We start from the raw sequence: 24614 nt of genomic DNA, 5'->3' as shown, positions 1-24614 counted from the left end.
CACCATGCTTTATCAGTTACACGAATTCCAAAAAGCCTTACTTCAACCAATGAGCTCATGGGCGCGTGCTGCCTCTGAGGCTTTGATTAATGCCTCTAACCCGGCATCCAAGGTTCCAGGATCTGAGCGTTTAGCTGCTAGCTACGAACTTCTATACCGCCTGGGCAAAAACTATAAGAAACCAGAATTTGGCATCCGCTCCGTCATGGCGCACGGTCACGAAGTGGCCATCCATGAAATTACTAAAGTTTCTAAGCCTTTCTGTAATCTGATTCGCTTTAAGCGCTTCTCCGATGATGTTGAAACGATCAAAAGTCTTAAAGAAGATCCTTCAGTATTAGTAGTAGCGCCACTCTCTGGTCATCACTCTACTTTGTTGCGCGACACTGTTCGCACATTGCTACAAGATCACAAGGTATACATCACTGACTGGATTGATGCCCGTAACGTTCCCGTGGGCGAAGGCGAATTTGGCCTCGATGACTACGTTCATTACGTTCAAGAATTTATCCGTACTATTGGCGCAGAAGATTTGCATGTGATTTCTGTTTGCCAGCCAACTGTTCCTACTTTAGGTGCCATCTCCCTGATGGCTTCTGCTGGTGAAGCCACTCCTGCCTCCATGATCATGATGGGTGGCCCAATTGATGCACGTAAATCACCTACAGCGGTAAACAACCTAGCAGAACAAAAATCACACGACTGGTTTGAAAGCCATGTGATCTACAAAGTACCGCCAACCTATCCTGGCGCTGGTCGCCGTGTTTACCCAGGCTTCCTGCAGCACACTGGCTTTATCGCCATGAACCCACAGAATCATTTGCAGTCACACTGGGATTACTTCCAAAATCTCGTTAAGGGTGATGAACAGGATGCGGAATCGCATATCCGCTTCTATGATGAATACAACGCCGTACTAGACTTGGATGCCAAGTTCTACCTAGATACGATCAAAACTGTGTTCCAAGACTATTCATTACCAAATGGAACTTGGGAAGTTTCTGGAAAGTTAGTTAAGCCGCAAGATATTCAGAAAACTGCCTTGCTAACTGTTGAGGGTGAATTGGATGATATTTCCGGCAGTGGTCAAACCCGCTCAGCACATGCTTTATGTGCAGGCATTCCAAAAGAACATAAAGACCACTACGAAGTTGCTGGCGCTGGTCACTACGGTATTTTTGCCGGACGTCGTTGGCGCGACAAGGTTTATCCAAAAATTAAATCTTTCATTCGCGAACATCAACCAGCGCAACGAAAAACCAAAGCGCGTTTACCCAAACTAGACGCTAAATAAGCCAACAAAATGAGAGACCCTAGCGTCTCTCATTTACTTAGGAACTAGTCATTCAATGAACATTAACCAGGTGAACGAGCTGACTGATCGCCTGGAAGATCTACTTCCTCAAACCCAATGCACTAAATGTGGCTACCCCGATTGCCGAGGGTATGCAGAGGCATTAGCTAGCGGCCAAGCGCTTCCCAATCGCTGCCCGCCTGGTGGCATAGAGGGTATTCAAAGGCTCAGTAAAGTGCTGACACCTATTTACCCCCAAGATGCCTTCGAGCTCAATCCTGGCATCGACCCGACTTGCGGCATTGAGCGTCCAAGACCAGTAGCATTCATCGACCCAAAAAAATGCATTGGATGCACGCTATGCATTCAGGCATGCCCCGTTGATGCGATTGTGGGAGCCTCTAAACAAATGCATGCGGTGCTTACAGAGTGGTGTACGGGCTGTGATCTCTGCATTCCACCTTGCCCAGTGGACTGTATCAACATGATTGATGTCACAGGCGAGCAAGTTGGATGGAATGCCTGGACCCCTGCGCAGGCTGACGCATCCCGTCAGCGCTATCACGATCGCGAGCAACGGCTGTTACGCGAACAAAAAGACAATGATGAGCGTTTGGCTAAAAAAGCCGCCGCAAAATTGCTTGCTGTGAATGCCGAAAACCCCTCTTCAGTAGAGGAGGCGCAAGAAAAAGAACGCAAACGCGCAATCATTGCGGCTGCTATTGCGAGGGCACAACAAAAGACATGATGAACCCAGAAAAACGTCGTGCATTTTTTGAGCTTCTTAAAGCCAACAATCCCAAGCCAACGACTGAGCTGGAATATAGCACTCCGTTTGAATTACTGATTGCCGTTTTATTATCGGCACAAGCTACTGATATTTCTGTCAACAAAGGAACGCAGAAATTATTCAAGATAGCCAATACGCCCCAAGCCCTATTGGAGCTAGGTGAAGAGGGTGTAAGACCTTATATTCAACATATCGGACTTTTCAATTCGAAGGGTAGGCACATTCAGGAGACTTGTCGCCTACTCATAGATAAACATCATGGCCAAGTACCTCAAACTCGAGAAGAACTAGAAGCGCTTCCCGGTGTAGGTAGAAAAACCGCGAACGTCATTCTGAATACCGCTTTTGGCCAACCTACCATTGCTGTAGATACGCATATTTTTCGTGTCTCCAATCGCACTGGTCTTGCTCCAGGCAAAGACGTTGTTAAAGTTGAGGAGCAATTACTCAAACGCGTACCAAAAGAGTATCTATTGGATGCGCATCATTGGCTCATTCTTCATGGTCGATATACTTGCAAAGCGCGCAACCCAGATTGTGCCCATTGCATCGTAGAGCCTTTATGCAGCTTCAAGCAAAAAACTAGCAAAGGAAAAGTCCGTGGCGATATTTAACCCAACTCGAGAAGAAGTACGGCGCTTTTTTTGCGATACCTGGAAGAAAAAAACCGATGGGCATATTCTGGACTCAATGGAGACGATTGCTGGCGATTGGATGGAGCAACACCCTGAATACCATGTACTTTTATCTGATCCAGAAGGCGCGCTAGATCAAGACTACACCCCAGAGCGCGGTGAAACCAATCCCTTCCTGCATTTATCTATGCATCTATCGATCAGCGAACAGATCTCTATTAACCAACCCCCTGACATCAAAGAGATTGCAGAAAAGCTGAGTAAAAAATTAGGATCAGAGCACGAGGCACAACACCTCATGATGGAATGTTTGGGCCAGGTCATGTGGGAATCCCAAAGGGAAGGCAAGCCCCTTAACCCCGAGAGTTATCTCGAGGCTTTAAAGAGGTTGATCTAAGGGCTAAATTGCCCAAGCTAGGTTAAGCGGGTTCGAACAAGTGGGTTTTTTGCCCGTCCTGCGTCTCCTGAAAGATGACTCTTACTTTTTGCCCTATGCGAATCGCATCAAAATCACAATTGGTCAGGTGCGTTAATAAAGAAATGCCCTCTTGTAATCGTACATAAGCCATCGCAAAAGGAACTTCTACACCACGTCGCATCACAGTGTAAGAATAAATCTCCCCCACTCCCGCAGAATGAACCCAAGTAGTGTCATCACTGCCACAATGCGGGCAGATAGTACGTGGGTAATAGTGAGCTTCTTTGCAAGCATTGCAATGTTTTAAGAGCAGCTGATTATTTTGTGCAGCATCTAAAAATGCTTTATTTTCAGGATTGCTAATCGGGCTTGGCAAGCGGTGATCTTTGTTAGCCATATTTTTTTCATTCACTTGACTCATTACAGTCTCCCTAAAATTAATACTGCAGCGCCATGACGTGTGCCAAGCGCACCGCCAATACCAGAAGCCAGCGCAAATTCTAGATTGGGGATCTGCACGGCCGGATGGGCCTCGCCACGCAATTGTCTGACCGCTTCAATCACTTTAGTCATGCCACCACGATTAGCGGGATGGTTGTTACATAAACCGCCACCATCGGTATTGAAGGCTAGCTTGCCCTTTCCAGAAATCAATTGACCCCCCTCGACAAACTTGCCGCCTTCACCTTTTTTACAAAAGCCTAAATCCTCCAGCTGAATGAGAACGGTGATGGTAAAGCTGTCGTAAATCGATGCGTAACGAATTTGTTCTGGCGTGAGCTTGGCCTCTTTGAATGCTAAAGGAGCAGCCCAAGCTAAACCGGAGTAAGTGAGGTCAACTTTGCCACCCATTTGACCCTTGGTGGTTTCACCAGCACCCATCATCGTGACCACAGGCTTTTTTAAAGTTTTAGCAATATCCGGATGCACCACCACCAAGGCACCACCACTGTCAGTCACGACACAACAGTCAGCGCGATGCAAAGGATCAGCAATCATTGGGGAATTTAAAACATCCTCAACCGTTAAGACATCTTTTAATGCTGCGTTCGGATTGTGTTGCGCATGATGCGATGCGGCCACCTTAATCCAAGCTAATTGCTCACTAGTCGTTCCAAACTCATACATATGGCGCATTGCGCACATGGCATAAGTATTTAAGGGCGCTGGCGAGTATGGCTTTTCAAATGCAAAATCTGGAGCGCTGGCATATTGACTGCGTACCTGTGTGCCGCTAGATCCCTCCGATTTGGGGCGTCCCGCCAAGGTAATGAGTGCAACCTTACATTGCCCAGCAGCAATGGCACGTGCCGCATGGTTCACATGAGTTAAGTAAGAAGAGCCTCCTGTGTCTGTGGAGTCCAAATACGTTAATTTCTTAAGACCCAAGTAGTCGGCCATCGATACCGGCCCCATACCAGGAGCATCGCCTGCGCAGAAGTATCCATCCACATCATCCAATGTCAGACCGGCGTCCAATAGAGCGCCTCGCGCCACCTCAGCATGAAGTTGTGCAACCGTATGGTTTGGCGCCACTCTTAAAGGGTGCTCGTATATTCCGGCAATACAAGCATTAGAAGCAAATGACATGAATATTCCTTTATGAAATGCTGTACGACAAAAAATGAATCTTAATCAACCGTAATTTGCGATTGTGCAATGAGCTTACGCCACTTTTCAATTTCGCTTTTAATCAAGGCGGTAAATTGCTCTGGAGTTCCTGGCATTGGATCAGCACCCTGAGCAATCAACTTATCTTTAAATTTAGGATCAGACAAAATACTTTGCAATTCTTTATTGAGTCGATTCCGAATCTCTATCGGCAAATTGGCTGGAGCCACTAAGCCATACCAAGTGGCCATGTCATATCCAGGCAAGCCAGACTCCGCAATGGTTGGAACATTGGGGGCAGCAGCAGAACGTTTTGCAGTAGTGACGCCAAGGGCGCGCAAGCTTCCCGCCTTGACATGCGGCAATGCGCTAGGAAGATTAGGAAAACTCATATCTACCTGTCCTGAAATCACATCCGGTAGTGCACTACCTGTACCTTTATAGGGTATATGAATCATTTCTATTTTGGCCATCTTTTCAAATAGCACGGCCGATAGATGAACCGAAGTACCGCTACCACTAGAAGCAAAGGTTAACTTTCCAGGATTTGCTTTTCCAGCAGCAATAAGCTCTTTAACAGATTTATAAGGGGAGCTCGCTGGCACAATCAAAATATTGGGGGCTGAAAACACACCACCAATGGCCGTGAAATCCTTGATTGAATCGTAAGGCAAATTTTTATAAAGCGAAGCATTGACCGCGTGGCCGATCGATGGAAAGTACAGCACATATCCATCTGGCAGTGCGCGCGAAACATACTCAGCTGCAATGTTGCCATTCGCCCCCGCCTTGTTCTCTACCACTACAGGCTGACCAAGGCGGTTTGACAACCCTTCAGCAAGAGCACGCCCTACCGCATCTGCAGAGCCTCCTGGAGAGAAGCCAACAATCAAGTGGATTGGTTTGTTTGGATATGTAGAGGTACTTTCAGCCGCATGCACAGACACCCAGCTGGCCCCTATCCAAATCACAAGGATTGACAGCAGCTTTTTAGATGACATCTGATGATGCGCTTATTGGCTAAGCTGACGCATTGGTACACCGCTGAGCTCTTGAAGTTCTTCGAAGCTCATGCCATCCACCCAATCTAGTGCAACCAAGCCTTCTGGTGTGATTGCAATCGTGGCTAGATCGGTATAGATGCAATCAACTGCGGCAAGCGCAGTCAGTGGATAAGTACATTCATTAACCAACTTGGACTCACCTGACTTTGTGAGATGCTCCATCATGACAAATAATTTCTTGGCACCCAAGGCTAAGTCCATTGCTCCGCCTACTGCTGGAATTGCCTTAGGATCACCAGTTCGCCAGTTAGCAATATCGCCCTTTACTGAGACCTGGAAAGCACCCAATACACAGATATCAATATGCCCACCCCGAATCATCACAAATGAATCTGCATGGTGGCAAAGTGAAGCACCTGGCAACATCGTCACCGGCTGCTTGCCTGCATTGACCAACTCCTCATCAACCTCATGCTCTTTTGCTAAAGGGCCCATTCCCAACAAACCATTTTCGGAGTGCATCAGAATTTCTTTATCTGCGGGCAAATAGTTACAGATCGTCATAGGTTGGCCAATACCCAAATTCACATGAGCGCCATCCGGAATGTCTTGAACAATGCGCTTAGCAATATCAGCAGTGCTGCGCTTTTGGACTTTAGAGAGATCGATCATGATTTACTTTCTACCAAGACAACGCGCTTTACAAAGATGCCAGGAGTCACAATCGTTTCTGGATCTAATGTACCCAATTCAACTACTCGATTTACCTGCGCAATAGTGCAACGAGCAGCAGTAGCCATAATGGGGCCAAAATTGCGGCCTGTGCGGTGGTAGGTGAGATTACCCCAACGATCGCCTTTATCAGCCTTAATCAAGGCGTAGTCTGCTTTGATCGCAGTCTCAAAAATATGATTAATGCCATCAATCACACGAGTATCTTTATCCTTGGCCAGTTCGGTACCAAAACCGGTTGGCGTGTAGAAGCCGCCGATACCCGCACCACCCGCACGAATGCGTTCTGCAAGAGTGCCTTGAGGAACCAACTCCAACTCAATCTTGCCAGCACGATAGAGATCATCAAAGGCGCCTGATTCTGGCTGACGAGGGAAAGAGCAAACTACCTTTTTAACTTGGCCATTACCAATGAGTTTCGCAATACCGATTCCAGAATTTCCAGCATTATTGCTGATGATGGTCAGATTCTTAGCACCCTGCTCTGCCAAGGCATCCAATAAGTAAATTGGCAGGCCTGCGCCACCAAATCCTGAAACCAGGATGGTAGAACCATCCGCAATATCCCGCACAGCCTGAGCTACGCTAGGAATGATTTTGTTTATCACTACCTGTCTCCATCTATTTTTTATTATGGGCACTGCTTGCAACATCTAGATCGCCAAAATCTGGCGAATTCCATTAAAAACAGTTTACATGGATAAGGGAAATGAAGCATAGTAGGCCCTAAATGAAGACAGATAAAGAGACTATTTCTATTGGCTGTGGAGCGGGATTTTCTGGGGACAGAACAGATGCTGCCCTACCGGTCGTCAAAACCCTGATCGAGCGGCCCGGTGCCCGCGCCATCATTTTTGAGAACCTTGCCGAGCGCACCCTGGCCACTCATCAACTGACCAAGCTATCTCACCCAGAATTAGGCTATGAGCCACTCCTAGATCTAGAAATTCGACCCATTCTCGCCGACTGCCTAAAACACAATATCACCATCATTGGTAATTTTGGGGCAGCCAATCCGGAGGGTGCAGCACAGCTAATTTGGAAAATTGCCAAGGAGCTAGACCTTCCTATTCCGCGTATTGCGATTGTTGCGGGAGATGACCTATCTGGTAGTCATGGTCGAGCCATTATTCAAGAACACCTGGCGCAGGATTTTGATGACCGGCGATTTGTTTGTGCCAACGCTTATCAGGGCGCCTGGGAAATCGCACAAGCCATTCAAGCAGGTGCGCAAATTGTGGTGGCAGGTCGAGTAGCGGATCCCTCCCTTACTGTGGGGCCGGTGATAGCACACTATGATTTACGAGTCGATCAATGGCAAGAGATTGCCGGGGCTACTATGGCCGGCCATCTCCTAGAGTGCGGAGCGCAAGTGAGCGGAGGTTATTTTGCAGACCCCGGGAAAAAGGAAGTGCCTAACTCACACAACATTGGCTTTCCCATAGCTGAAGTCTTTCCAGATGGTTCTTGCATCATTAGCAAGGCAAACGACTGCGGCGGAATAGTTAATGCCCAGACGGTTAAAGAGCAATTACTCTATGAGGTACATGACCCTGCAGCCTACATTACGCCAGATGTCATTGCTGACATTACACAAGCCACAGTAGAGGATCTCGGCAATAATCAGGTTCGACTATCTGGTGTGATTGGTCATCCACGCACCAATACTCTCAAGGCTAATGTATTTTTTGATGGGGGCTGGTTTGGTGAGGCTGAGATTTCATATGCAGGTCAAAATGCAGAAGGTCGTGCGCGACTTGCTATGGATATTCTAGAAAAAAGACTGGGTAATCTCATGCCGCTTCGTTTTGATCTCATTGGCATTACCAGCATCCTCGGGGATGATGGCAATCTCCTTCTCAAGGGCATCGCACCAGGATCTAATCAGGATGTACGCCTACGAGTTGCCGGCCAACATGAAACGCTTTCTGAAATAGATCGCCTACTCCGTGAGCTAACAGCCCTATGGACAGGTGGACCAGCAGGTGGTGGAGGCGTACGAACTAACAAACGCCGCCGCCTCTCAACCAAATCTTGCTTAATCAAACGCGAGCAAGTGCCTGCGCATTTCTATTTTTTTAAAGGGCCCTCAAAATGAAGCCGGTGCAGCGAACACTATATGACATTGCCCATGCCAGGACAGGAGACAAGGGAAATATTTCCAACATCAGCCTGATTGCTTATGAGCCAAAAGATTACGACTTGCTTGTACAGCAGGCTACCGAAGAGCGTGTTGCGCAACATTTTTCCGATCGGAAACCTAGCAAAGTAATTCGCTATCTACTGCCAAAATTACATGCTATGAACTTTGTTATCCATGATGTACTTGATGGCGGAGTCAATGACTCACTCAATCTGGATATGCATGGCAAAGCCCTATCATTTCATCTGCTTAATTTACCGATTGAGTAAGGCGAAATTGCGAGATAAGTGATATTTACTTAATGCAGCTTGGCAATAGCAGAGCGAATCGCTTGAGGTAATTGCTCAGCTTGTTTTTTGCGCATCGTCAACGACTCCAAAGATGCCTCTTGCGTCCTCGCCGACCATGCTGAGCCCGGAAAGAAAGCATCATCCTTAAATCTTGGAATGATGTGCCAGTGAATGTGGGGAACCATATTACCCAAGGCGGCTAAATTGACTTTGTCAGGATGCATGACATGACGAATAGCTTCCTCAACAGCAAACACCAAAGCCATTAAATGATCGCGCTCGCCGTAAGACAGATCAGTCATTTCAGCAACATGTCGATTCCAGATGACGCGACAAAAACCCGGCAGATCAGGATCATTCACTAAGACAACGCGACAGTCATCGCCACGCCAAATGAGTTCACCCTCTTCGGGTTTGAGTGCTTCTTTACATAGTACGCAATTTGCCATGGGAAGAATGTATACGAAAACGGCATCTAAGTCACCCTTGTGGGGTAATTTAGATGCCGCGGCAGTAAGGGTGCTACTGCTACTACAAGACTACTTAGGGATTCTTAATGGAACTGCTCTTCTTCAGTAGAACCAGTCAATGCAGTAACAGAAGACTTACCACCTTGAATTACGGTTGTTACATCATCGAAGTAGCCTGTACCAACTTCTTGCTGGTGTGAAACGAAGGTGTAACCACGATCACGTGCAGCAAATTCTGGCTCTTGAACTTTCTCAACGTAAGCAGTCATGCCACGCTTAGAGTAGTCTTGCGCCAAGTCGTACATGTTGTACCACATTGAGTGAATACCAGCGAGAGTAATAAATTGATATTTGTAACCCATCGCGCCCAACTCACGCTGGAACTTAGCAATTGTTGCATCATCCAAGTTCTTCTTCCAGTTGAAAGATGGTGAGCAGTTGTAAGCCAACATCTTGCCTGGGAACTTCGCACGAATTGCTTCAGCAAATTGACGAGCAAACTCAAGATCAGGTGTACCAGTTTCACACCACACCATATCAGCGTAGGCAGCATATGCCAAGCCGCGTGAAATCGCTTGATCCAAGCCTTTACGTGTTTTGTAGAAGCCTTCTGGAGTACGCTCACCTGTCAAGAATGGCTTATCGTTTTCATCGTAGTCAGATGTCAACAAGTCGGCAGCTTCAGCATCAGTACGCGCCAAGATAATGGTTGGAACACCCATAACGTCAGCAGCCAAACGAGCAGAGATCAATTTTTGTACAGACTCAGTTGTTGGCAACAATACCTTGCCACCCAAGTGACCGCACTTCTTAACAGAAGACAATTGGTCTTCGAAGTGAACGCCGGCAGCGCCCTGTTTGATCAATGCTTTACTTAATTCAAATGCATTCAACACGCCACCGAAACCAGCCTCAGCATCAGCAACGATTGGAGCAAAGTACTCGATGTAGCCTGGATCACCTTTGTTAATACCTTTAGCGGTTTGAATTTCATCAGCACGTTGGAATGAGTTGTTAATACGCTCAACCATCTTTGGAACTGAATCTACTGGGTATAAAGATTGGTCTGGATACATTGCTGCATAAGAGTTGCCATCCGCAGCAACTTGCCAACCAGAGAGGTAAATCGCTTGGATACCAGCTTTAACTTGCTGCATTGCTTGACCACCAGTTAAAGCACCTAAACAGTTTACGTAAGCTTCGTTATTTACCAATTCCCAAAGACGCTCGGCACCATGCTTAGCCAAAGTGTGCTCGATCTTCAATGACCCACGGAGACGTACTACGTCCTCTGCGGTGTAACCACGAGTAATACCTTTCCAACGTGGATTGGTATCCCAGTCTTTTTGTAGTGCTGCGATTTCTGCTTTGCGATCTGCCATGTTTTTCTCCCTAAGTTAAACAAGTACTTCCTATTTGAGGACCTTTAAGACCAATTTAAGTCTTATGTCTTATATAAGAGTTTAGACAGTTCAAAAAAGCAAGCAAGTGAAATTTAAGAATTTAATAAAAATATTTAGTTATTTAAATTCAATAACTTATGTATTTATTTTTACAATGTGGAATGATTATCCACCTTTCGAAATCAAAACCATCCAAGGATGTTGCGCTGCATTTTACGCAGCGTAATGAGATTTCATATGATGAAATACAACAGCGTTTTTCAGCCGGATTTTAAAAACCGTATAGCCGCTGAGGGTTGTCGCACAGGATTTTCTTGCGAATGGACTCTGTTGGGGCATAGAGCGCAAAACAATCTAGCAGTTGTGCAATGCTAGGCATTGGCCCATAAGTAGCTACATGAGGCCAATCCGATCCCCAGACGCAACGATTAGGCGCTGCCTCAATCAATGCCTCTGCATACGGAACGACATCATCGTAGCTTGGGTGTTTTTCACTCAAGCGATAAGCGCCAGAGACTTTTACCCAGGCGCGCTCACGCACTAAATCTACTAATGCCTGAAATCCAGGAGAGTGAACACCCACAGCAGTCTTTAAGAACCCCATGTGATCAATCACCAATATGGAATGCATCTTTTGCATACGCGGCATCAAGGTAGGGAGATCGTTAGCATCTAATAAGAACTGGATATGCCAACCCCAATCACGAGCGAGTGCATCACACTCCTCTAAGTTTGATAAATCCAAGCCGCCGCCAGCGAACATGACGTTCACGCGAATGCCCACGACACCCCGATCCTTCATGTTCTGGTAGTAAGCATCAGGCTGTCCAAGCAAGGGTACAGCTACTCCCCGCAGTCGCTTGGGATGTTGATCCAACACGCGTAGCATGGGCTCATTATCTTGACCATTCACACTGACCTGAATTAATACACCATAAGTCATCCCTACTTCATCGAGCATTTCGATATATTGCTCACCCGTTGCTTCAGGAGCAGTGTAGGAGCGGCTGGGTACTAAGCTGGCAGAACTAATCACATGAGCGTGCGTATCTACAGCGCCCTTAGGCATCACAAAAGGAAATGGACCACCCTGATGTTCGGGTGGTCCTGGGCAAAACGGAATTGCCTTGTCTAACATTGAAGCCTTACCTTAGTTTGCTTGTAGCTCTCGTCCACGCGTTTCCGGAAGAACAATTGCGGCTATCAAGAAGACGCCGTAGGCGATGACTGCAAAGATAGCAATCGCCATAGCCAAACCATACTGCGCCGAGAAGTATCCAACTAAGGCTGGGAATAAAGCGCCAATACCACGGCCGAAGTTATAGCAAAAGCCTTGGCCAGATCCGCGTAGGCGGGTTGGGAATAATTCGGTCAAGAAAGCGCCCATGCCAGAGAAGTAACCACTAGCAAAGAATCCCAAAGGAAAGCCAAGCCACATCATCATCTCATTGGTGATTTCTAACTGGGTATACGCCAGAACCAAAGCAATTGCACCGATTGAAAAAATGATAAAGAGCTTTCGACGGCCAAATCGATCGGCCATCCAAGCGCCTACTAAATAGCCCACGAAGCTACCAACAATCAGAAACGCTAAATAACCAGTAGAACCAACAACGGTTAATTTGCGCTCAGTCTTGAGGAAGGTCGGAACCCAGGTGGTGATTGCATAGTAGCCGCCTTGCGCACCCATGGTGAGCAGAGAAGCCCAGATAGTAGTCTTTAACAAGCCTGGCTTGAAAATTTCCAAAATGGAAGGAGACTCACCTGCTGCTGCCACTTTTTCACGCGCAACTTTAGCAATCTCTGGCTCTTCTACGTGACGACGAATATATAGCAAAAGCACGGCAGGGAAGAAGCCCACTACGAACATCGCGCGCCACGCCATATCAGGAGGCAGTAGGCTAAACATAATCGCCTGCAGGAGCACGGCAGCACCCCAGCCGATAGCCCAGGCAGACTGAACACTACCCACCGCACGGCCACGATATTCAGCGCGTATGGTTTCACCCATCAACACCGCACCAGCAGCCCACTCACCACCAAAGCCGAAGCCAAGCAATGCGCGCGCAATCATCAGTTGATTGAAGTCCTGGGTAAACGCGCAAATTAAACTGAATGAGGAAAACCAAAGGATTGTGAACTGCAAAGTACGTACTCGACCAATGCGATCGGCCAAGTAGCCTGCAAACCATCCGCCGAAAGCAGAAGCTAGCAGAGTACCGGTCACAGCCAGGCCAGCCATTCCCCGATCGACCTGCCATACTGCAATAATGGTGCCAATGACTAGAGGGTAAATCATGAAATCCATGCCATCTAATGCCCAACCTAAGAAGCAACCCCAAAAGGTTTTCTTCTCTTTGGGGTTCATGACCTTATAAAAACCCGTCAAACTAGTATCTGTTTGTTGGCTCACTATGTCTCCTTTATTTATAGGCTTTAAATTATTGAATGAGTAGCATCTTTATAACTCAAAAAATCCGCCCGCAGGGCAAACTAGAGAAAACCCTTAATATCTTTTCATGATGCATTGCACACCAATTGGCGATCACAGTATCTTGGCTGATTTTTCGAAATCACCCGACCCTTTGAGAGAAATTCATGGAATTAGCAAACTCCTGTTTGCAAATAAGCCCGCATGGGCTGGTGAAATCATTCCCGGCCTCGACTCTTTAATTGTGCAACTCAAATTCTCTTCGGAGAATCCTAGCCTTGTGCGCAAGCATGCAATCGAAGAGTTAGAAAAATTAGAACAGCAGTTCCTCAAACAAAGAAATCGCAAATCACAGGCCAATAATAAACATCGTATTCAGGTGTGTTATCACCCAGAGGTAGCTCTAGACTTAATGGCTATTGCAAAAATCTGCAAGCTCTCTACTGATGAAGTTATTCGTCTGCATAAAGAAAGTCTCTACACCACAGAAATTCTTGGGTTTATGCCAGGCTTTGCGTACTTTAGCGGGCTCAATCCAAAACTGCGCTTACCTCGACTGAACTCCCCTAGACCCTCGGTACCTAAAGGGAGCGTGGCGATAGCGGAACTGCAAACCGCCATTTATCCTCGCACCACTCCCGGTGGTTGGAACATCATTGGGCGATCACCAAATGCATTGTTTGATATTCAAAAAAATCCACCTGGATTGTTTATGGCGGGCGATCAAATGGAGATTGAAGAGATCTCATTGGACAAGTTTCATCAGCTAGAGCAAAATCAGGCAGCACAAGACATTACTCACATCATAAAGACTAAGAGCAGTGCAGCAAGAATTGAAGTTTTGGCAGCCGGCACCCTCAGCAGCATTCAAGATGATCCTCGCGAAAACTTATCTCACTGGGCAGTAGGCCCTGGTGGTGCATGTGACCTAGACTCACTCCATCTAGCCAATGCACTCGTTGGCAATTCACCCGAAACCGCAGCGATCGAAATGACATCCACAGGGCCTGCATTGCTTTTCCATGAAGCAAGCTGTGTCGCCTGGGTTGGTGCTACTTGCGAAGGTATTGTGGATGGCAAACGCATCCCAGGTAACCGACCAGTATGGCTAGCAAAAGGGAGCACCCTAAAATTTTCCTCATTCAATCCTGGTTTTAGAGCAGTACTCGCTATTGGAGGTGGACTCGATCTCCCGAATGTTTTAGGGCGCACCGGATCACACATGAGCGCTGATATTGGTCCAAAGCGCTTAGAAAAAGGGGCTGCACTTTATCTCCGTGATGCAAAAGCACCACTGAAGTCGCCGTTTCTACAATCGCTCTATCAAGCAGATCTACTGCCGCGTTTCCCAAAATGGCATATTAGATCTCCCTTTGTCCCCAACAGCTCGGTAACGCAGATTCAATGTTTGGCTGGACCCCATTTATCTTTCTTGCCAGCGAAAGATCGTGAACGCTTTTGGTCCTCCACTTGGACTGTCAGCAACCAAAGTAATCGTATGGGCGTGCGTTTGCAAAGCGACTTTAAACTGAAAAACGATTTGCCCCACATTCCCTCTCAAGGCATTACCTTTGGTACTGTGCAATTTCCGCCATCCCAGGAGCCGATTGTGATGTTGGCAGAACATCAAACCACCGGGGGATACCCAAGACTGGCAGAAGTGATCCATGCAGACCTTGTTAAGCTAGCGCAAATCAAACCTGGCAATAAAATACAACTCGTGCTTATTGATCTAGAGGAAGCAGATCGCATCAATGCAGAGGCATTAAAGTTACAAGCATCAACAATGAACTCAATTCAAACCATGATTCACATTACTGGAAAAGCGTGATGGATATTAATAGCGATATGGGCGAAGGATTTGGAGTCTGGGATATGGGGAATGATGCCCTGCTACTAGATTACATTAGCTCAACCAATATTGCCTGCGGATGGCATGCTGGTGATCCAGCGCGTATGAAAAAATTAGTGGAGTTAGCAACCCACAAGAAAGTACATATCGGAGCGCATCCTGGCCTGCCAGATTTGGTAGGATTTGGTAGAAGGGAGATGGCTATCTCCGAACAAGATGCTTATAACTATGTGCTCTATCAAGCAGGAGCTCTGCAAGCATTTGTAAAGGCTGCAGGAAGCACGCTACATCATGTTAAGCCCCATGGCGCTTTGTATAACCAGGCAGCAAAAGACATCAAACTCGCTAGAGGAATAGCAAAGGCAGTAAAAGATCTCGGTGGCGATGTCATTTTGTATGGCTTGGCAGGGAGCTGCTTAGTGGATGCCGCCAAGGAACTGGATATTCCGGTGTGGCAAGAAGTATTTGCCGATCGTAGATATTCCAAAGAAGGTTTTTTGGTACCACGCGGTCAAGCAGGCGCAATGATTGAAGATGATGCTGATGCACTGAAGCAAGTATTGGGAATGTCGCAATCTGGGAAAGTAGTAGCCATTGACGGCAGTGAAATTTCCATTGAGGCAGATACTCTATGCATCCATGGCGATAACCCGCACGCAATTGAATTTGCCAAAAAGATTAAAGCAGCACTCTCTTAGACTCTGCTCTGTCCACTCGATGAGACCTTAAAAACGGTGGGAATAATCATCAACTGGAATAAAGCAATCCCAATAAATAATGCCTTTGGAAGACCAGCATCCATAAAGAATCCAAAGATAAATGGGCCCACTGCTGCACCCAAATCAATACCAGAGTAGACAACCCCATACACGCGGCCAGCAACACCCTTAGGGGTTGCATTCTTCACCATCAAATCCCGTGAAGGGGCTACGAGACCGTAACCAAAGCCCAGCAGGCAGAACAAAACGGGAATGAGCGCCACTGGAATGACTCCTGTTGCCAACAAGAGGCACATCAAAATAGTGACTGATAGACAAGAGGACACAATGCGTTCGGGGGCCTGCAATTTTGCCGCCAAGTAACCACCAAGCAATACACCCCCTGCACTTCCTAAGGCTAGCAAGGTAATGAAATAACTACCTGAAATCATTGGCACCCCATAGATACTAAAAAGAGCACTGGGCGCAAATGATTGCAAGCTTGAAGTGGAAGCCATGCTAAAGAAAAAGAATATCCAACACAACCAAACCGCAGCCAACTTCAAGAAAGCAAATGGGTTTGTATTTGAAGACCGAGTATCAGCATGACTTTGGGCATGACGCTCTTTCACGTCATCAATTAATTGACCTCTATTGAACCAAAGGATTAGCAAAATCAGCCCCTCAAGTATGGTTGCCGATAGAAAAGCCATTCTCCAATCGGAGATCTGTGTAATACCCACCATGAAGGCTGGGGCGGCCGCCCACCCTAAATACCCTGTCACACCATGCATTGAATAGGCATAAGGAAGATTGGGCGGGGATACTTTGTGATTAATTAGGGTGTAATCGACTGGGTGAAATACACCGTTGCCACAACCGGCAATGACTGCACCCAGAATTAACATGGCATAGCCATTACTTTGTGAATAGGTCAGGGCAGCAAGCGCAAGTAGCCCTACTCCCGCAAACAGTACAGGTCGAGCTCCAATGTGATCTACCAAAAATCCAGAGGCTGCCTGCACAACACAAGAGACCACAAAGAAAATCGACATCAGCAGGCCAAGCTCTGCATAGCTCAAAGCAAAAGCATCCTTCAACCATGGGAACATGGAAGGAAGCACCAAATGAAAAAAATGGGAGCTGCCGTGAGCTAGGCTAATGAGACCAATAACCCGGACATCACTGGCACGCCTACTAAGCGCAACAGTCATGTGCCGAGTTTACTGGTGCAGGAAGATTCCTGCACTACTGCGATTAGTGAACTTGACGAGTAAAGCTAAAGTCGCCTTTTTTGTCCACATCCACTGGAACGACATCCTTAGGACCAAACTTGCCCTCCAGAATCATCTTGGAAACTGGATTTTCAATATGCTGCTGAATAGCGCGCTTGAGAGGCCTTGCTCCAAAGACGGGGTCAAAACCTACCTCGGCAATTTTGCTCAATGCAGCATCACTAACCTCCAGCTGCATGTCGACCCTTGCCAGACGATCAGACAAGTTTTTCAGCAAGATCTTCGCAATATTGGCGATATTGTCTTTATCTAGACCATGGAAGACCACAATCTCATCGATACGATTCAAGAACTCAGGACGGAAATGATTCTTTAATTCCTCAAAGACAGCATCCTTAATTTCAGACTGCTTCTTATCTGCCATCGACTGAATTAATTGCGATCCAATATTGCTGGTCATGACAATTACTGTGTTTTTGAAATCGACAGTACGACCTTGACCATCCGTTAAGCGGCCATCATCGAGCACTTGGAGCAGGACGTTAAAGACATCTGGGTGAGCCTTCTCAATCTCATCAAACAAAATCACACTGTAGGGATGACGGCGAACCTGCTCGGTCAAATAACCACCCTCTTCGTACCCCACATAGCCTGGAGGCGCGCCAATTAAACGAGCGACGCTATGCTTCTCCATGAACTCACTCATATCAATACGAATGAGGTGATCTTCGCTATCAAAGAGGAAGCCGGCCAAAGCCTTGCAAAGTTCGGTTTTACCAACACCAGTAGGCCCCAGGAACAAAAAGGAGCCATATGGACGATTCTCTTCAGCCAAGCCTGCGCGTGAGCGACGGATTGCATCAGATACCGCACGAATAGCCTCTTCTTGACCAACCACGCGCTTGTGCAACAACTCTTCCATCTTGAGCAACTTATCGCGCTCACCCTGCATCATTTTTGACACTGGAATACCAGTCGCACGAGAAACAACTTCGGCAATTTCTTCAGCGCCGACTTGAGTGCGTAAGAGTTTGTTCTTTACAACGCCATCTTTACCGCCCTTCGCTTCAGCCGCAGCAGCAGATTTAAGCTTGGCCTCAAGCTCTGGTAATTTTCCATATTGCAGCTCGGCTACTTTTTCGAGTTTGCCTTCGCGCTGTAATTTAGAAATCTCTGCCTTTACCTTCTCAATCTCTTCCTTGAGATTGGCGGCACCCAATACAGCGCCCTTCTCTGCCTTCCAAATCTCCTCTAAGTCGGCGTACTCAGCGCCTAGACGCTGAATTTCTTCCTCAATCAACGCGAGACGTTTTTGAGAAGACTCATCTTTTTCCTTCTTAACCGCTTCACGCTCAATCTTGAGTTGAATTAAACGGCGATCGAGCTTATCCATTACTTCAGGCTTAGAGTCAATCTCCATCCGAATACGTGAACCAGCCTCGTCAATTAAGTCGATAGCCTTATCTGGTAGAAAGCGGTCGGTGATATAGCGATGCGATAACTCAGCAGCAGCAACAATTGCTGGATCGGTAATTTCAATACCATGATGAAGCTCATAGCGCTCCTGCAAACCACGCAGAATAGCAATCGTCGCCTCAACACTAGGCTCCTCTACCATCACTTTTTGGAAACGACGCTCAAGCGCAGGATCTTTTTCTATGTACTTGCGATATTCATCCAAAGTCGTTGCGCCAATACAATGCAACTCACCACGAGCTAGGGCAGGCTTAAGCATATTGCCGGCATCCATTGCACCATCGCCCTTGCCAGCCCCCACCATCGTATGGATTTCGTCAATGAAGATGATGGTCTGGCCTTCGTCTTTAGCTACATCGCTGAGCACAGCCTTGAGGCGCTCCTCAAACTCACCACGATATTTAGCGCCCGCCAACAACAAGGCCATATCCAATACCAAGACACGCTTGTCTTTCAGAGTCTCTGGCACTTCGCCGTTCACAATACGTTGCGCCAATCCTTCTACGATGGCAGTCTTACCCACACCAGGCTCACCAATGAGCACAGGGTTGTTCTTGCCGCGACGTTGCAGGATCTGAATGGTGCGACGAATCTCATCATCGCGCCCAATGACCGGATCAAGCTTGCCCATACGAGCACGCTCAGTTAAATCGACGGTGTATTTCTTTAAGGCCTCACGTTGACCTTCAGCATCTGCACTATTCACTGACTCTCCTCCGCGCACTAAATCAATAGCCGCCTCTAACGATTTCCGATTTAAACCATTCTCACGCGCAACCTTGCCAAGCTCGCCTTTATCATCCGCCACCACCAGCAAGAACAACTCGCCGGCAATAAATTGATCATTGCGTTTATTGGCTTCCTTTTCGCATAAGTTAAGCCAGTTACTTAAATCGCGGCCAACTTGCACCTCACCACTAGTGCCCTGCACTTCAGGTAAGTTGTTAATGACTTTCTCCACGCCTTTTTCAAGGCCCAGTACATTCACACCAGCACGGGTAAGCAGGCTCTTCGCTGCGCCATCTGAATCGCGCAACATGGCCAACAGCACATGCGCTGGCTCGATATATTGATTGTCTTTAGCCAGGGCGATGCTTTGCGCTTCGCTCAGGGCTTCTTGAAACTTCGTAGTTAATTTATCTATTCTCATTTTTTATGCCTCATGTATTCCAGGTATTTATATCTATAGAATATAAGGGCAATATTGCCAATTTCAAGGCTTTTGAAGCCCTTTTTAAGCGGAATTTGACCCATTTTGACCTGGCTTGTTTATCTTCTAGAGTGCTCCGATGGCAGCTACTATGCCGGCATCACCAACCGCCTAGAGCACCGCCTAGAAGCCCATAACTCCGGGCAAGGCGCGCGCTATACGAGATCGCGCAGACCAGTCATCCTTTTAGCCACTCAAGAGCACCCTGATCGATCTGAGGCCTCTAAGGCAGAGATGAAATTAAAGCAACTTCCCAGATCGAAGAAACTCGCATTTTTTCAAATCTAAAGTTTTACCCCAATAAAAAACCACCCCGCAGGGTGGTTTTTTTAAACACCAACCACGCCTAGAAATTAATGGTCGCTGATAGCTGAGGGCCGGCATTGGTGTAATTCGTTGTGCCGGTATTGCTATTTAAATGGAAACCCATAGCGCGATAAGCCAGTGTCACATCACCCCAAGAAAATGCATCACCCACACCAATGAGCGCCTGCCAAGTGCCATTATTAGAGCCAGGACCTTTGCCGGCATCCGCATAAAAAGGAATAAACCAAGAGCTGTCTGCAATGCGTGCACGGCCCTTAAAACCAATTACAGGGTCTGTCGTTTGAGATACCGATGAGGGATTACCACCCACAGCCAATTTTTTACCATCCGGCAGCGTCACTACATTGCCGTTGTGATCCAGTTGAGCGCTATTGGTAAATGACATGGTTGATGAAATATATCGAGCTCCCAATAGGCCATCCAAATACAGGGATGGTGAGTTCCAAGCGGTATATGTTGCGGCCGCAGTAAACATGGTCTGCTTCATCGTTGAATTTTGGGATCCGTATAAGACGTTATCCTTGCCGCGCAAATATCGTGTCTCACTAAAACTGCCAGTTGATTGCCAATACACCAAATCACCCAGTAGACCCCAATTACCCTTATGAGCCTCTAAGGCAAACATTGCCATAGGGCCAGCGCCGCTAATGTTGTCATTAATAGTGCTGACCGTAGACTTGGACAGTTCACGCTTATTGTCAGTCACAGTCACCCAAGTAGCTGGTGCCCATGCATTAATAGAAGCAGAAAAGCGCCACTCATCGCTAATCTTCGGCATTGGATTGACGGTCGACTGAGCGTAAGCACACTGAGCGATTAACCCAAAACAGGCAAGAGAAAAAAGTTTGGTTAGCTTGATCATTTGGAAGTCTGTGAAGTTGTTCATTCGTTAGTGAATTGTATAGCTTGACCTTAGAAAGCATCTTTCAGGCGCTCAATCGCAAAGATCTCCCGCAAATGAAGCATTTGGTAATCAACCCGCTCTTTGAGTAGATCTTTGATGGTTTCTTTGTCATCTGAAAAATATCGCATCACATCGGACTTCAGACTATAAATAGGCCACTCTGCCTGACCTGCAACATTGGGGTTACCCGTTTTTGCAAAGGCTGCCCAGCTAGCTGACATTTTTTCAGATAGGGCCTGATCTTGAGGATTATTTTTATCCGTGATGGGATACCAGTATTTAGACCAAACACCTTTTTTCTTTAGATCAGCTGTAGCTTTTTCAATCAGAGCGCATTGATCCACACCAGACTCCACTTTTTTAGGAGCCTGCGGCATCAATCCGTAGCTACCAAAAACATAGCTAATCTCAAACGTATGTGGCACACCTGGGTAGGCGGGCCTAATATTATGCGTTAGGTAATCAAAGTAATAGGCATAGCCAGGCGCCATACCATTCATGCTATCGGCTAAGAGCTTTGTGCTACCACGATAGAGCATGTCACCCATAAGGTCAGAAGACATAATGCATTGATCTTTGACATTCGAATACAGCATTTGAATAATTTTGGGATCTTCATGTAATTTTTTTAGAAAATCACTCAAAACAACAGGCTGTCCAGGAACTAAAAAGCTCGAATCCCAGGAGTTGGTACCAATCATGAACGGCACCTTCGCTTGCTTACCCGCAGCAAATAAAGGCACTGGATCGCCCTTCAATATTTGGCCATCTATAAATGGCCCACCAAACTCACCTTGCTCAAAATTGGCTGCAGTCAATACCAGTTTTTTGGTTGGCAAGCTGCGCATTTCCGCAAGACTGTTGGCGCCAACAGCGGCCATATATTTAGCATCGATATTGGTTTCAGAATCCATGCCCAGACGCTTATCTGTCATTCCTCTTAAGGGGCTTTGTTGGGCGCTTTCAGCAATAGCCCTATGGAATAAACCTCTTGCGGCATCAGATACCATTAACCACGTCACACTTCTGCCACCTGCCGACTCTCCAAAGATGGTGACATTATTAGGATCCCCACCAAAGGCAGCAATATTATTTTTGACCCACTTGAGAACTGCGATTTGATCCATGGTGCCGTAATTGCCTACGGGCTCGCCTTTGGCTTTCGCCTCTTCGATTAACTCTTTTGGAGCAAAGAAACCAAATGTACCTAAGCGGTAATCAAAGGTCACCACAATCACGCCATTTTTCACTAAATTGATTGGTGTGAACTGTGCATCTCTTGCCCCATCGACCAGCAAACCTCCTCCATGAATCCAAACCATCACCGGGAGATCCTTACCTGGTTTTTGCGGCGTAAAGACATTGAGCTTTAAGCAATCCTCATTACCTGGCAATGCCAAGCCAGTACTTAAATTCTTCACAAAGGGTTGTGGACAAGAGTCGCCGAACTGACCAGCGTCGCGCGTGCCGCCCCAAGAAATGGCCGGTTGTGGTGGACGCCATCTCAAGGCACCAACAGGCGGGGCAGCATAAGGAATATTTTTAAACGCGTGCATATTGTATTCAGCAACACCCTGCAATTTGCCAGATTCAATTTGAACCAATGGCCTATCGGTAGCAGCAAAAGCAGTCAATGCGATAGCGCCCATAAGCAGGACAAATAGTTTTTTCATATCCAATCTTCTTCCAAGAAAAGCAGGGGTAATTATTTCTTTTCCCAACGTGCCATTGCAGCATCATCGGTAACGCGGGCATCAACCCACCGAGAACCTTCAGAGGTGTCTTCTTTTTTCCAGAATGGCGCTGCCGTCTTCAGGTAGTCCATGATGAATTCACAAGCAGAAAATGCTTCGCCGCGATGCGCGCTAGTCACTACTACCAATACGATTTGATCTTCCGGCAGCAATGGGCCAATTCGATGAATGACTAATGTCTGATAGATATCCCAGCGTGCCTTGGCTTGAGACAGAATTTCTTCTAAGGCCTTTTCAGTCATGCCGGGGTAATGCTCCAGGGTCATACCCTTCACTTGGCTACCATCATTGAGGTCGCGCACAGCACCCAAAAAGCTCACTACGGCACCTACACGTGGATCGCCTTTGCGCAGCGCTGCAATTTCAGCGCTAACATCAAAATCGCCCTCTTGTACGCGGATCGGCATATTAGCCACCCGTCACCGGTGGAAAGAAGGCAATCTCAGCGCCCTCCTGCAATGGAGTATTGGCGTCGACCATGACTTGATTTAACGCGCAACGCAAGGACTTTCCTTCGGCTAAGGCTTGAGCCCAAGAACCGCCGCGATGCGCGAGAAGAATCCTTAAGTCAGCAATCGTTTTGACCGCAGCCGGTATCTCAATGGTCTCTTGCGAGCTACCTACAGCCTCACGCAAAGAAGCGAAGAATCGTAATTCAAGTTTCATAGGTAAATCGTAAACCGATTATTTAAGCAATGCATCAAAAGGGATGTACTTCACCAAGTCACCTACCTTGATAGGTTGGCTTGGTGGGCAATCCACTAAACCATCACCCCAAGATGCGCTGGTTAAGACGCCAGAACTTTGATTGGGGAATAAATCTAAGCCGCCTTGTGCATTCACCTTCACACGCAAGAACTCATTACGACGATCAGCCTTTGACCAATCAAAATCAGCGCGCATCAAATAAGACTGTGGTAATTTTTCTTCACGACCCTGTAGTTTCAAAATAAAAGGGCGAACGAATAATAAGAATGTCACAAAGCTAGAGACTGGATTGCCAGGCAAGCCAATAAACCAAGCTTCGCCATCGGCAGGATTGTCTGATTTACGGACGGCGCCAAACGCCAAAGGTTTACCGGGCTTGATAGCAATTTGCCACAAATCTAACCTTCCCTCCGCGCTCACCGCTGGTTTAATGTGGTCCTCCTCTCCAACCGATACGCCGCCAGAGGTGATGATCAAATCGTGATCTTTGCTAGCTTGACGCAATGCTTGCTTAGTTGCCTCGAGGCGATCGGGCACTATTCCTAAATCGGTGGCATCACAGCCCAGGGATTTCAAACAGGCCAATAAAGTATCGCGATTTGAATTGTAAATTCCGCCTGGTTTTAAAGGCTCTCCTGGTAAAGCCAATTCATCACCAGTGAAAAATGCGGCGACCTTGATGCGGCGCTTCACTGATAAATGCGTCAAGCCTGCAGATGCAGCAACACCAAGCTCTTGTGGACGTAAAAAAGTTCCAGAAGTTAGCGCAACCTTACCTGCCGCAAGATCTTCGCCACGTCGACGAATCCATTGTCCAGTAACCGGCGCTACATTTACCTGCACTTGATCAGTACTTCCCTCGGGAATAGTGCAATCTTCTTGCATCACAACTGCATCAGCACCAGCAGGAATGGGGGCGCCAGTAAAAATTCTGGCAGCTGTGCCTGGTTCCAATTGAGCACCAACAGAACCTGCAGGAATTCGCTGTGCGATTTTGAGAATGCTGCTCGATATGCTTGTGTCAGCTACACGTACTGCATATCCATCCATAGCAGTGTTATCCAATGGCGGGACATCAACGAGACTTTGAACATCCTCCGCCAATACACGACCTAAAGCCGCTTGAACTGGCACGCTCTCTGCTTGAGATACCGACTTGGCATGAGAAAGCAAATGATCTAAAGCCTGCTGCGCAGTCAACATCGGTGGCTTTGTCATGGCGATCTGTA

At 47.1% G+C, this 24614-nt stretch carries 25 protein-coding genes; 9 read left to right on the top strand and 16 right to left on the bottom strand.

All coding sequences use genetic code 11. The features are described 5' to 3' along the window. Positions 1-4: 4 nt before the first annotated feature. From ICN24_RS03680 to ICN24_RS03665, 4 genes are read left to right on the top strand one after another with little or no spacing between them, the layout of a single operon-like run. The gene (locus ICN24_RS03680) at positions 5-1294 is read left to right on the top strand and encodes a polyhydroxyalkanoate depolymerase (protein WP_216221397.1); all 1290 of its coding nucleotides are present in this window, start codon (positions 5-7) and stop codon (positions 1292-1294) included. A 31-nt stretch (positions 1295-1325) separates the two neighbouring features. Further along, on the top strand, positions 1326-2042 hold the full coding sequence (gene rsxB / locus ICN24_RS03675; protein ID WP_370623110.1) for an electron transport complex subunit RsxB: 717 nt from the start codon (positions 1326-1328) through the stop codon (positions 2040-2042). Then, entirely contained in the window at positions 2042-2698 is a 657-nt protein-coding gene (gene nth, locus ICN24_RS03670) for an endonuclease III (RefSeq protein WP_216221394.1), read from the top strand. The genes rsxB and nth overlap by 1 nt, the downstream gene beginning before the upstream one ends. Then, complete coding sequence (locus ICN24_RS03665) at positions 2691-3116, top strand: DUF1841 family protein (protein ID WP_216222213.1); 426 nt, start codon at positions 2691-2693, stop codon at positions 3114-3116. The genes nth and ICN24_RS03665 overlap by 8 nt, the downstream gene beginning before the upstream one ends. Positions 3117-3138: 22 nt before the next feature. Here ICN24_RS03665 and ICN24_RS03660 read toward each other — a convergent pair whose 3' ends face one another. Genes ICN24_RS03660 through ICN24_RS03640 form a run of 5 tightly spaced genes read right to left on the bottom strand, consistent with a single transcriptional unit; the run spans position 3139 to position 7092 of the window. Further along, complete coding sequence (locus ICN24_RS03660; protein ID WP_255532548.1) at positions 3139-3558, bottom strand: Zn-ribbon domain-containing OB-fold protein; 420 nt, start codon at positions 3556-3558, stop codon at positions 3139-3141. After that, a complete protein-coding gene (locus ICN24_RS03655; RefSeq protein ID WP_216221393.1) occupies positions 3558-4727 on the bottom strand; it encodes a thiolase domain-containing protein in 1170 nt (389 codons plus the stop codon). The genes ICN24_RS03660 and ICN24_RS03655 overlap by 1 nt, the downstream gene beginning before the upstream one ends. A gap of 41 nt (positions 4728-4768) precedes the next feature. After that, positions 4769-5749, bottom strand: a complete 981-nt coding sequence (locus tag ICN24_RS03650) for a tripartite tricarboxylate transporter substrate binding protein (RefSeq protein ID WP_216221392.1) — start codon at positions 5747-5749, stop codon at positions 4769-4771. Between the two features lie 12 nt (positions 5750-5761). Further along, on the bottom strand, positions 5762-6424 hold the full coding sequence (locus tag ICN24_RS03645; RefSeq protein WP_216221391.1) for a 3-oxoacid CoA-transferase subunit B: 663 nt from the start codon (positions 6422-6424) through the stop codon (positions 5762-5764). After that, on the bottom strand, positions 6421-7092 hold the full coding sequence (locus tag ICN24_RS03640; protein WP_216221390.1) for a 3-oxoacid CoA-transferase subunit A: 672 nt from the start codon (positions 7090-7092) through the stop codon (positions 6421-6423). Before ICN24_RS03640 ends, ICN24_RS03645 begins: the two co-directional genes overlap by 4 nt. 122 nt (positions 7093-7214) lie before the next feature. Here ICN24_RS03640 and ICN24_RS03635 point away from each other — a divergent pair, with 122 nt between their 5' ends. Together ICN24_RS03635 and ICN24_RS03630 are read left to right on the top strand one after the other, a co-directional pair. Beyond that, positions 7215-8582 carry an acyclic terpene utilization AtuA family protein gene (locus tag ICN24_RS03635; RefSeq protein ID WP_216221389.1) on the top strand — a complete coding sequence of 456 codons (1368 nt, stop codon included), beginning with the start codon at positions 7215-7217 and terminating at the stop codon, positions 8580-8582. Beyond that, a complete protein-coding gene (locus tag ICN24_RS03630) occupies positions 8579-8896 on the top strand; it encodes a hypothetical protein (RefSeq protein WP_216221388.1) in 318 nt (105 codons plus the stop codon). Before ICN24_RS03635 ends, ICN24_RS03630 begins: the two co-directional genes overlap by 4 nt. Before the next feature lie 29 nt (positions 8897-8925). Here ICN24_RS03630 and ICN24_RS03625 read toward each other — a convergent pair whose 3' ends face one another. The 4 genes from ICN24_RS03625 to ICN24_RS03610 all read right to left on the bottom strand — a co-directional run bounded on the left by ICN24_RS03625 (position 8926) and on the right by ICN24_RS03610 (position 13158). Then, positions 8926-9366 (bottom strand): HIT family protein, encoded by a 441-nt coding sequence (locus ICN24_RS03625; RefSeq protein ID WP_216221387.1) that lies wholly within the window; start codon positions 9364-9366, stop codon positions 8926-8928. Between the two features lie 104 nt (positions 9367-9470). After that, positions 9471-10769: an isocitrate lyase gene (aceA, locus tag ICN24_RS03620; protein WP_068948029.1), complete on the bottom strand. Its 1299-nt coding sequence runs from the start codon at positions 10767-10769 to the stop codon at positions 9471-9473. 292 nt (positions 10770-11061) lie between these two features. After that, positions 11062-11928 (bottom strand): amidohydrolase, encoded by an 867-nt coding sequence (locus ICN24_RS03615; RefSeq protein ID WP_216221385.1) that lies wholly within the window; start codon positions 11926-11928, stop codon positions 11062-11064. 12 nt (positions 11929-11940) lie between these two features. Further along, positions 11941-13158: an MFS transporter gene (locus ICN24_RS03610; RefSeq protein ID WP_216222211.1), complete on the bottom strand. Its 1218-nt coding sequence runs from the start codon at positions 13156-13158 to the stop codon at positions 11941-11943. Between the two features lie 151 nt (positions 13159-13309). Here ICN24_RS03610 and ICN24_RS03605 point away from each other — a divergent pair, with 151 nt between their 5' ends. Both ICN24_RS03605 and ICN24_RS03600 read left to right on the top strand, forming a co-directional pair. Continuing rightward, a complete protein-coding gene (locus ICN24_RS03605) occupies positions 13310-15052 on the top strand; it encodes an urea amidolyase family protein (protein WP_216221384.1) in 1743 nt (580 codons plus the stop codon). After that, positions 15052-15771, top strand: a complete 720-nt coding sequence (locus ICN24_RS03600; RefSeq protein ID WP_216221382.1) for a 5-oxoprolinase subunit PxpA — start codon at positions 15052-15054, stop codon at positions 15769-15771. The genes ICN24_RS03605 and ICN24_RS03600 overlap by 1 nt, the downstream gene beginning before the upstream one ends. Here ICN24_RS03600 and ICN24_RS03595 read toward each other — a convergent pair. Both ICN24_RS03595 and clpB read right to left on the bottom strand, forming a co-directional pair. Next, positions 15768-16985, bottom strand: coding sequence for an MFS transporter (locus tag ICN24_RS03595; RefSeq protein ID WP_216221380.1), 1218 nt, complete (start codon positions 16983-16985; stop codon positions 15768-15770). The genes ICN24_RS03600 and ICN24_RS03595 overlap by 4 nt on opposite strands. Before the next feature lie 43 nt (positions 16986-17028). Further along, on the bottom strand, positions 17029-19632 hold the full coding sequence (gene clpB, locus ICN24_RS03590) for an ATP-dependent chaperone ClpB (protein ID WP_216221378.1): 2604 nt from the start codon (positions 19630-19632) through the stop codon (positions 17029-17031). Between the two features lie 105 nt (positions 19633-19737). Here clpB and ICN24_RS03585 point away from each other — a divergent pair, with 105 nt between their 5' ends. Continuing rightward, positions 19738-19980: a GIY-YIG nuclease family protein gene (locus tag ICN24_RS03585; protein ID WP_216221376.1), complete on the top strand. Its 243-nt coding sequence runs from the start codon at positions 19738-19740 to the stop codon at positions 19978-19980. A 58-nt stretch (positions 19981-20038) separates the two neighbouring features. Here ICN24_RS03585 and ICN24_RS03580 read toward each other — a convergent pair whose 3' ends face one another. From ICN24_RS03580 to glp, 5 genes are read right to left on the bottom strand one after another with little or no spacing between them, the layout of a single operon-like run. After that, a complete protein-coding gene (locus ICN24_RS03580) occupies positions 20039-20905 on the bottom strand; it encodes a hypothetical protein (RefSeq protein WP_216221374.1) in 867 nt (288 codons plus the stop codon). A 26-nt stretch (positions 20906-20931) separates the two neighbouring features. Next, complete coding sequence (locus tag ICN24_RS03575) at positions 20932-22596, bottom strand: carboxylesterase/lipase family protein (RefSeq protein ID WP_216221373.1); 1665 nt, start codon at positions 22594-22596, stop codon at positions 20932-20934. 32 nt (positions 22597-22628) lie between these two features. Continuing rightward, complete coding sequence (moaE, locus tag ICN24_RS03570) at positions 22629-23084, bottom strand: molybdopterin synthase catalytic subunit MoaE (protein WP_216221372.1); 456 nt, start codon at positions 23082-23084, stop codon at positions 22629-22631. A 1-nt stretch (position 23085) separates the two neighbouring features. After that, the gene (gene moaD, locus ICN24_RS03565; RefSeq protein ID WP_216221371.1) at positions 23086-23343 is read right to left on the bottom strand and encodes a molybdopterin converting factor subunit 1; all 258 of its coding nucleotides are present in this window, start codon (positions 23341-23343) and stop codon (positions 23086-23088) included. A gap of 18 nt (positions 23344-23361) precedes the next feature. Continuing rightward, on the bottom strand, positions 23362-24603 hold the full coding sequence (glp, locus tag ICN24_RS03560; protein WP_370623095.1) for a gephyrin-like molybdotransferase Glp: 1242 nt from the start codon (positions 24601-24603) through the stop codon (positions 23362-23364). Positions 24604-24614: the final 11 nt, after the last annotated feature.

Origin of the sequence: Polynucleobacter sp. UK-Kesae-W10 (assembly GCF_018881575.1) — a bacterium.
In the GTDB taxonomy this organism is placed as follows: domain Bacteria; phylum Pseudomonadota; class Gammaproteobacteria; order Burkholderiales; family Burkholderiaceae; genus Polynucleobacter.
Note: the sequence above shows the minus strand (reverse complement) of the source record. Positions and strands in the feature narration are given on the sequence as shown.

Coding starts and splice junctions, on each gene's coding strand:
- ICN24_RS03680 (WP_216221397.1), top strand. CDS start 5: ATGCTTTATCAGTTACACGAATTCCAAAAAGCCTTACTTCAACCAATG.
- nth (WP_216221394.1), top strand. CDS start 2,042: ATGAACCCAGAAAAACGTCGTGCATTTTTTGAGCTTCTTAAAGCCAAC.
- ICN24_RS03660 (WP_255532548.1), bottom strand. CDS start 3,558: ATGAGTCAAGTGAATGAAAAAAATATGGCTAACAAAGATCACCGCTTG.
- ICN24_RS03655 (WP_216221393.1), bottom strand. CDS start 4,727: ATGTCATTTGCTTCTAATGCTTGTATTGCCGGAATATACGAGCACCCT.
- ICN24_RS03650 (WP_216221392.1), bottom strand. CDS start 5,749: ATGTCATCTAAAAAGCTGCTGTCAATCCTTGTGATTTGGATAGGGGCC.
- ICN24_RS03645 (WP_216221391.1), bottom strand. CDS start 6,424: ATGATCGATCTCTCTAAAGTCCAAAAGCGCAGCACTGCTGATATTGCT.
- ICN24_RS03635 (WP_216221389.1), top strand. CDS start 7,215: ATGAAGACAGATAAAGAGACTATTTCTATTGGCTGTGGAGCGGGATTT.
- ICN24_RS03630 (WP_216221388.1), top strand. CDS start 8,579: ATGAAGCCGGTGCAGCGAACACTATATGACATTGCCCATGCCAGGACA.
- ICN24_RS03625 (WP_216221387.1), bottom strand. CDS start 9,366: ATGGCAAATTGCGTACTATGTAAAGAAGCACTCAAACCCGAAGAGGGT.
- aceA (WP_068948029.1), bottom strand. CDS start 10,769: ATGGCAGATCGCAAAGCAGAAATCGCAGCACTACAAAAAGACTGGGAT.
- ICN24_RS03615 (WP_216221385.1), bottom strand. CDS start 11,928: ATGTTAGACAAGGCAATTCCGTTTTGCCCAGGACCACCCGAACATCAG.
- ICN24_RS03610 (WP_216222211.1), bottom strand. CDS start 13,158: ATGAACCCCAAAGAGAAGAAAACCTTTTGGGGTTGCTTCTTAGGTTGG.
- ICN24_RS03605 (WP_216221384.1), top strand. CDS start 13,310: ATGATGCATTGCACACCAATTGGCGATCACAGTATCTTGGCTGATTTT.
- ICN24_RS03600 (WP_216221382.1), top strand. CDS start 15,052: ATGGATATTAATAGCGATATGGGCGAAGGATTTGGAGTCTGGGATATG.
- ICN24_RS03595 (WP_216221380.1), bottom strand. CDS start 16,985: ATGACTGTTGCGCTTAGTAGGCGTGCCAGTGATGTCCGGGTTATTGGT.
- clpB (WP_216221378.1), bottom strand. CDS start 19,632: ATGAGAATAGATAAATTAACTACGAAGTTTCAAGAAGCCCTGAGCGAA.
- ICN24_RS03580 (WP_216221374.1), bottom strand. CDS start 20,905: ATGAACAACTTCACAGACTTCCAAATGATCAAGCTAACCAAACTTTTT.
- ICN24_RS03575 (WP_216221373.1), bottom strand. CDS start 22,596: ATGAAAAAACTATTTGTCCTGCTTATGGGCGCTATCGCATTGACTGCT.
- moaE (WP_216221372.1), bottom strand. CDS start 23,084: ATGCCGATCCGCGTACAAGAGGGCGATTTTGATGTTAGCGCTGAAATT.
- moaD (WP_216221371.1), bottom strand. CDS start 23,343: ATGAAACTTGAATTACGATTCTTCGCTTCTTTGCGTGAGGCTGTAGGT.
- glp (WP_370623095.1), bottom strand. CDS start 24,603: ATGACAAAGCCACCGATGTTGACTGCGCAGCAGGCTTTAGATCATTTG.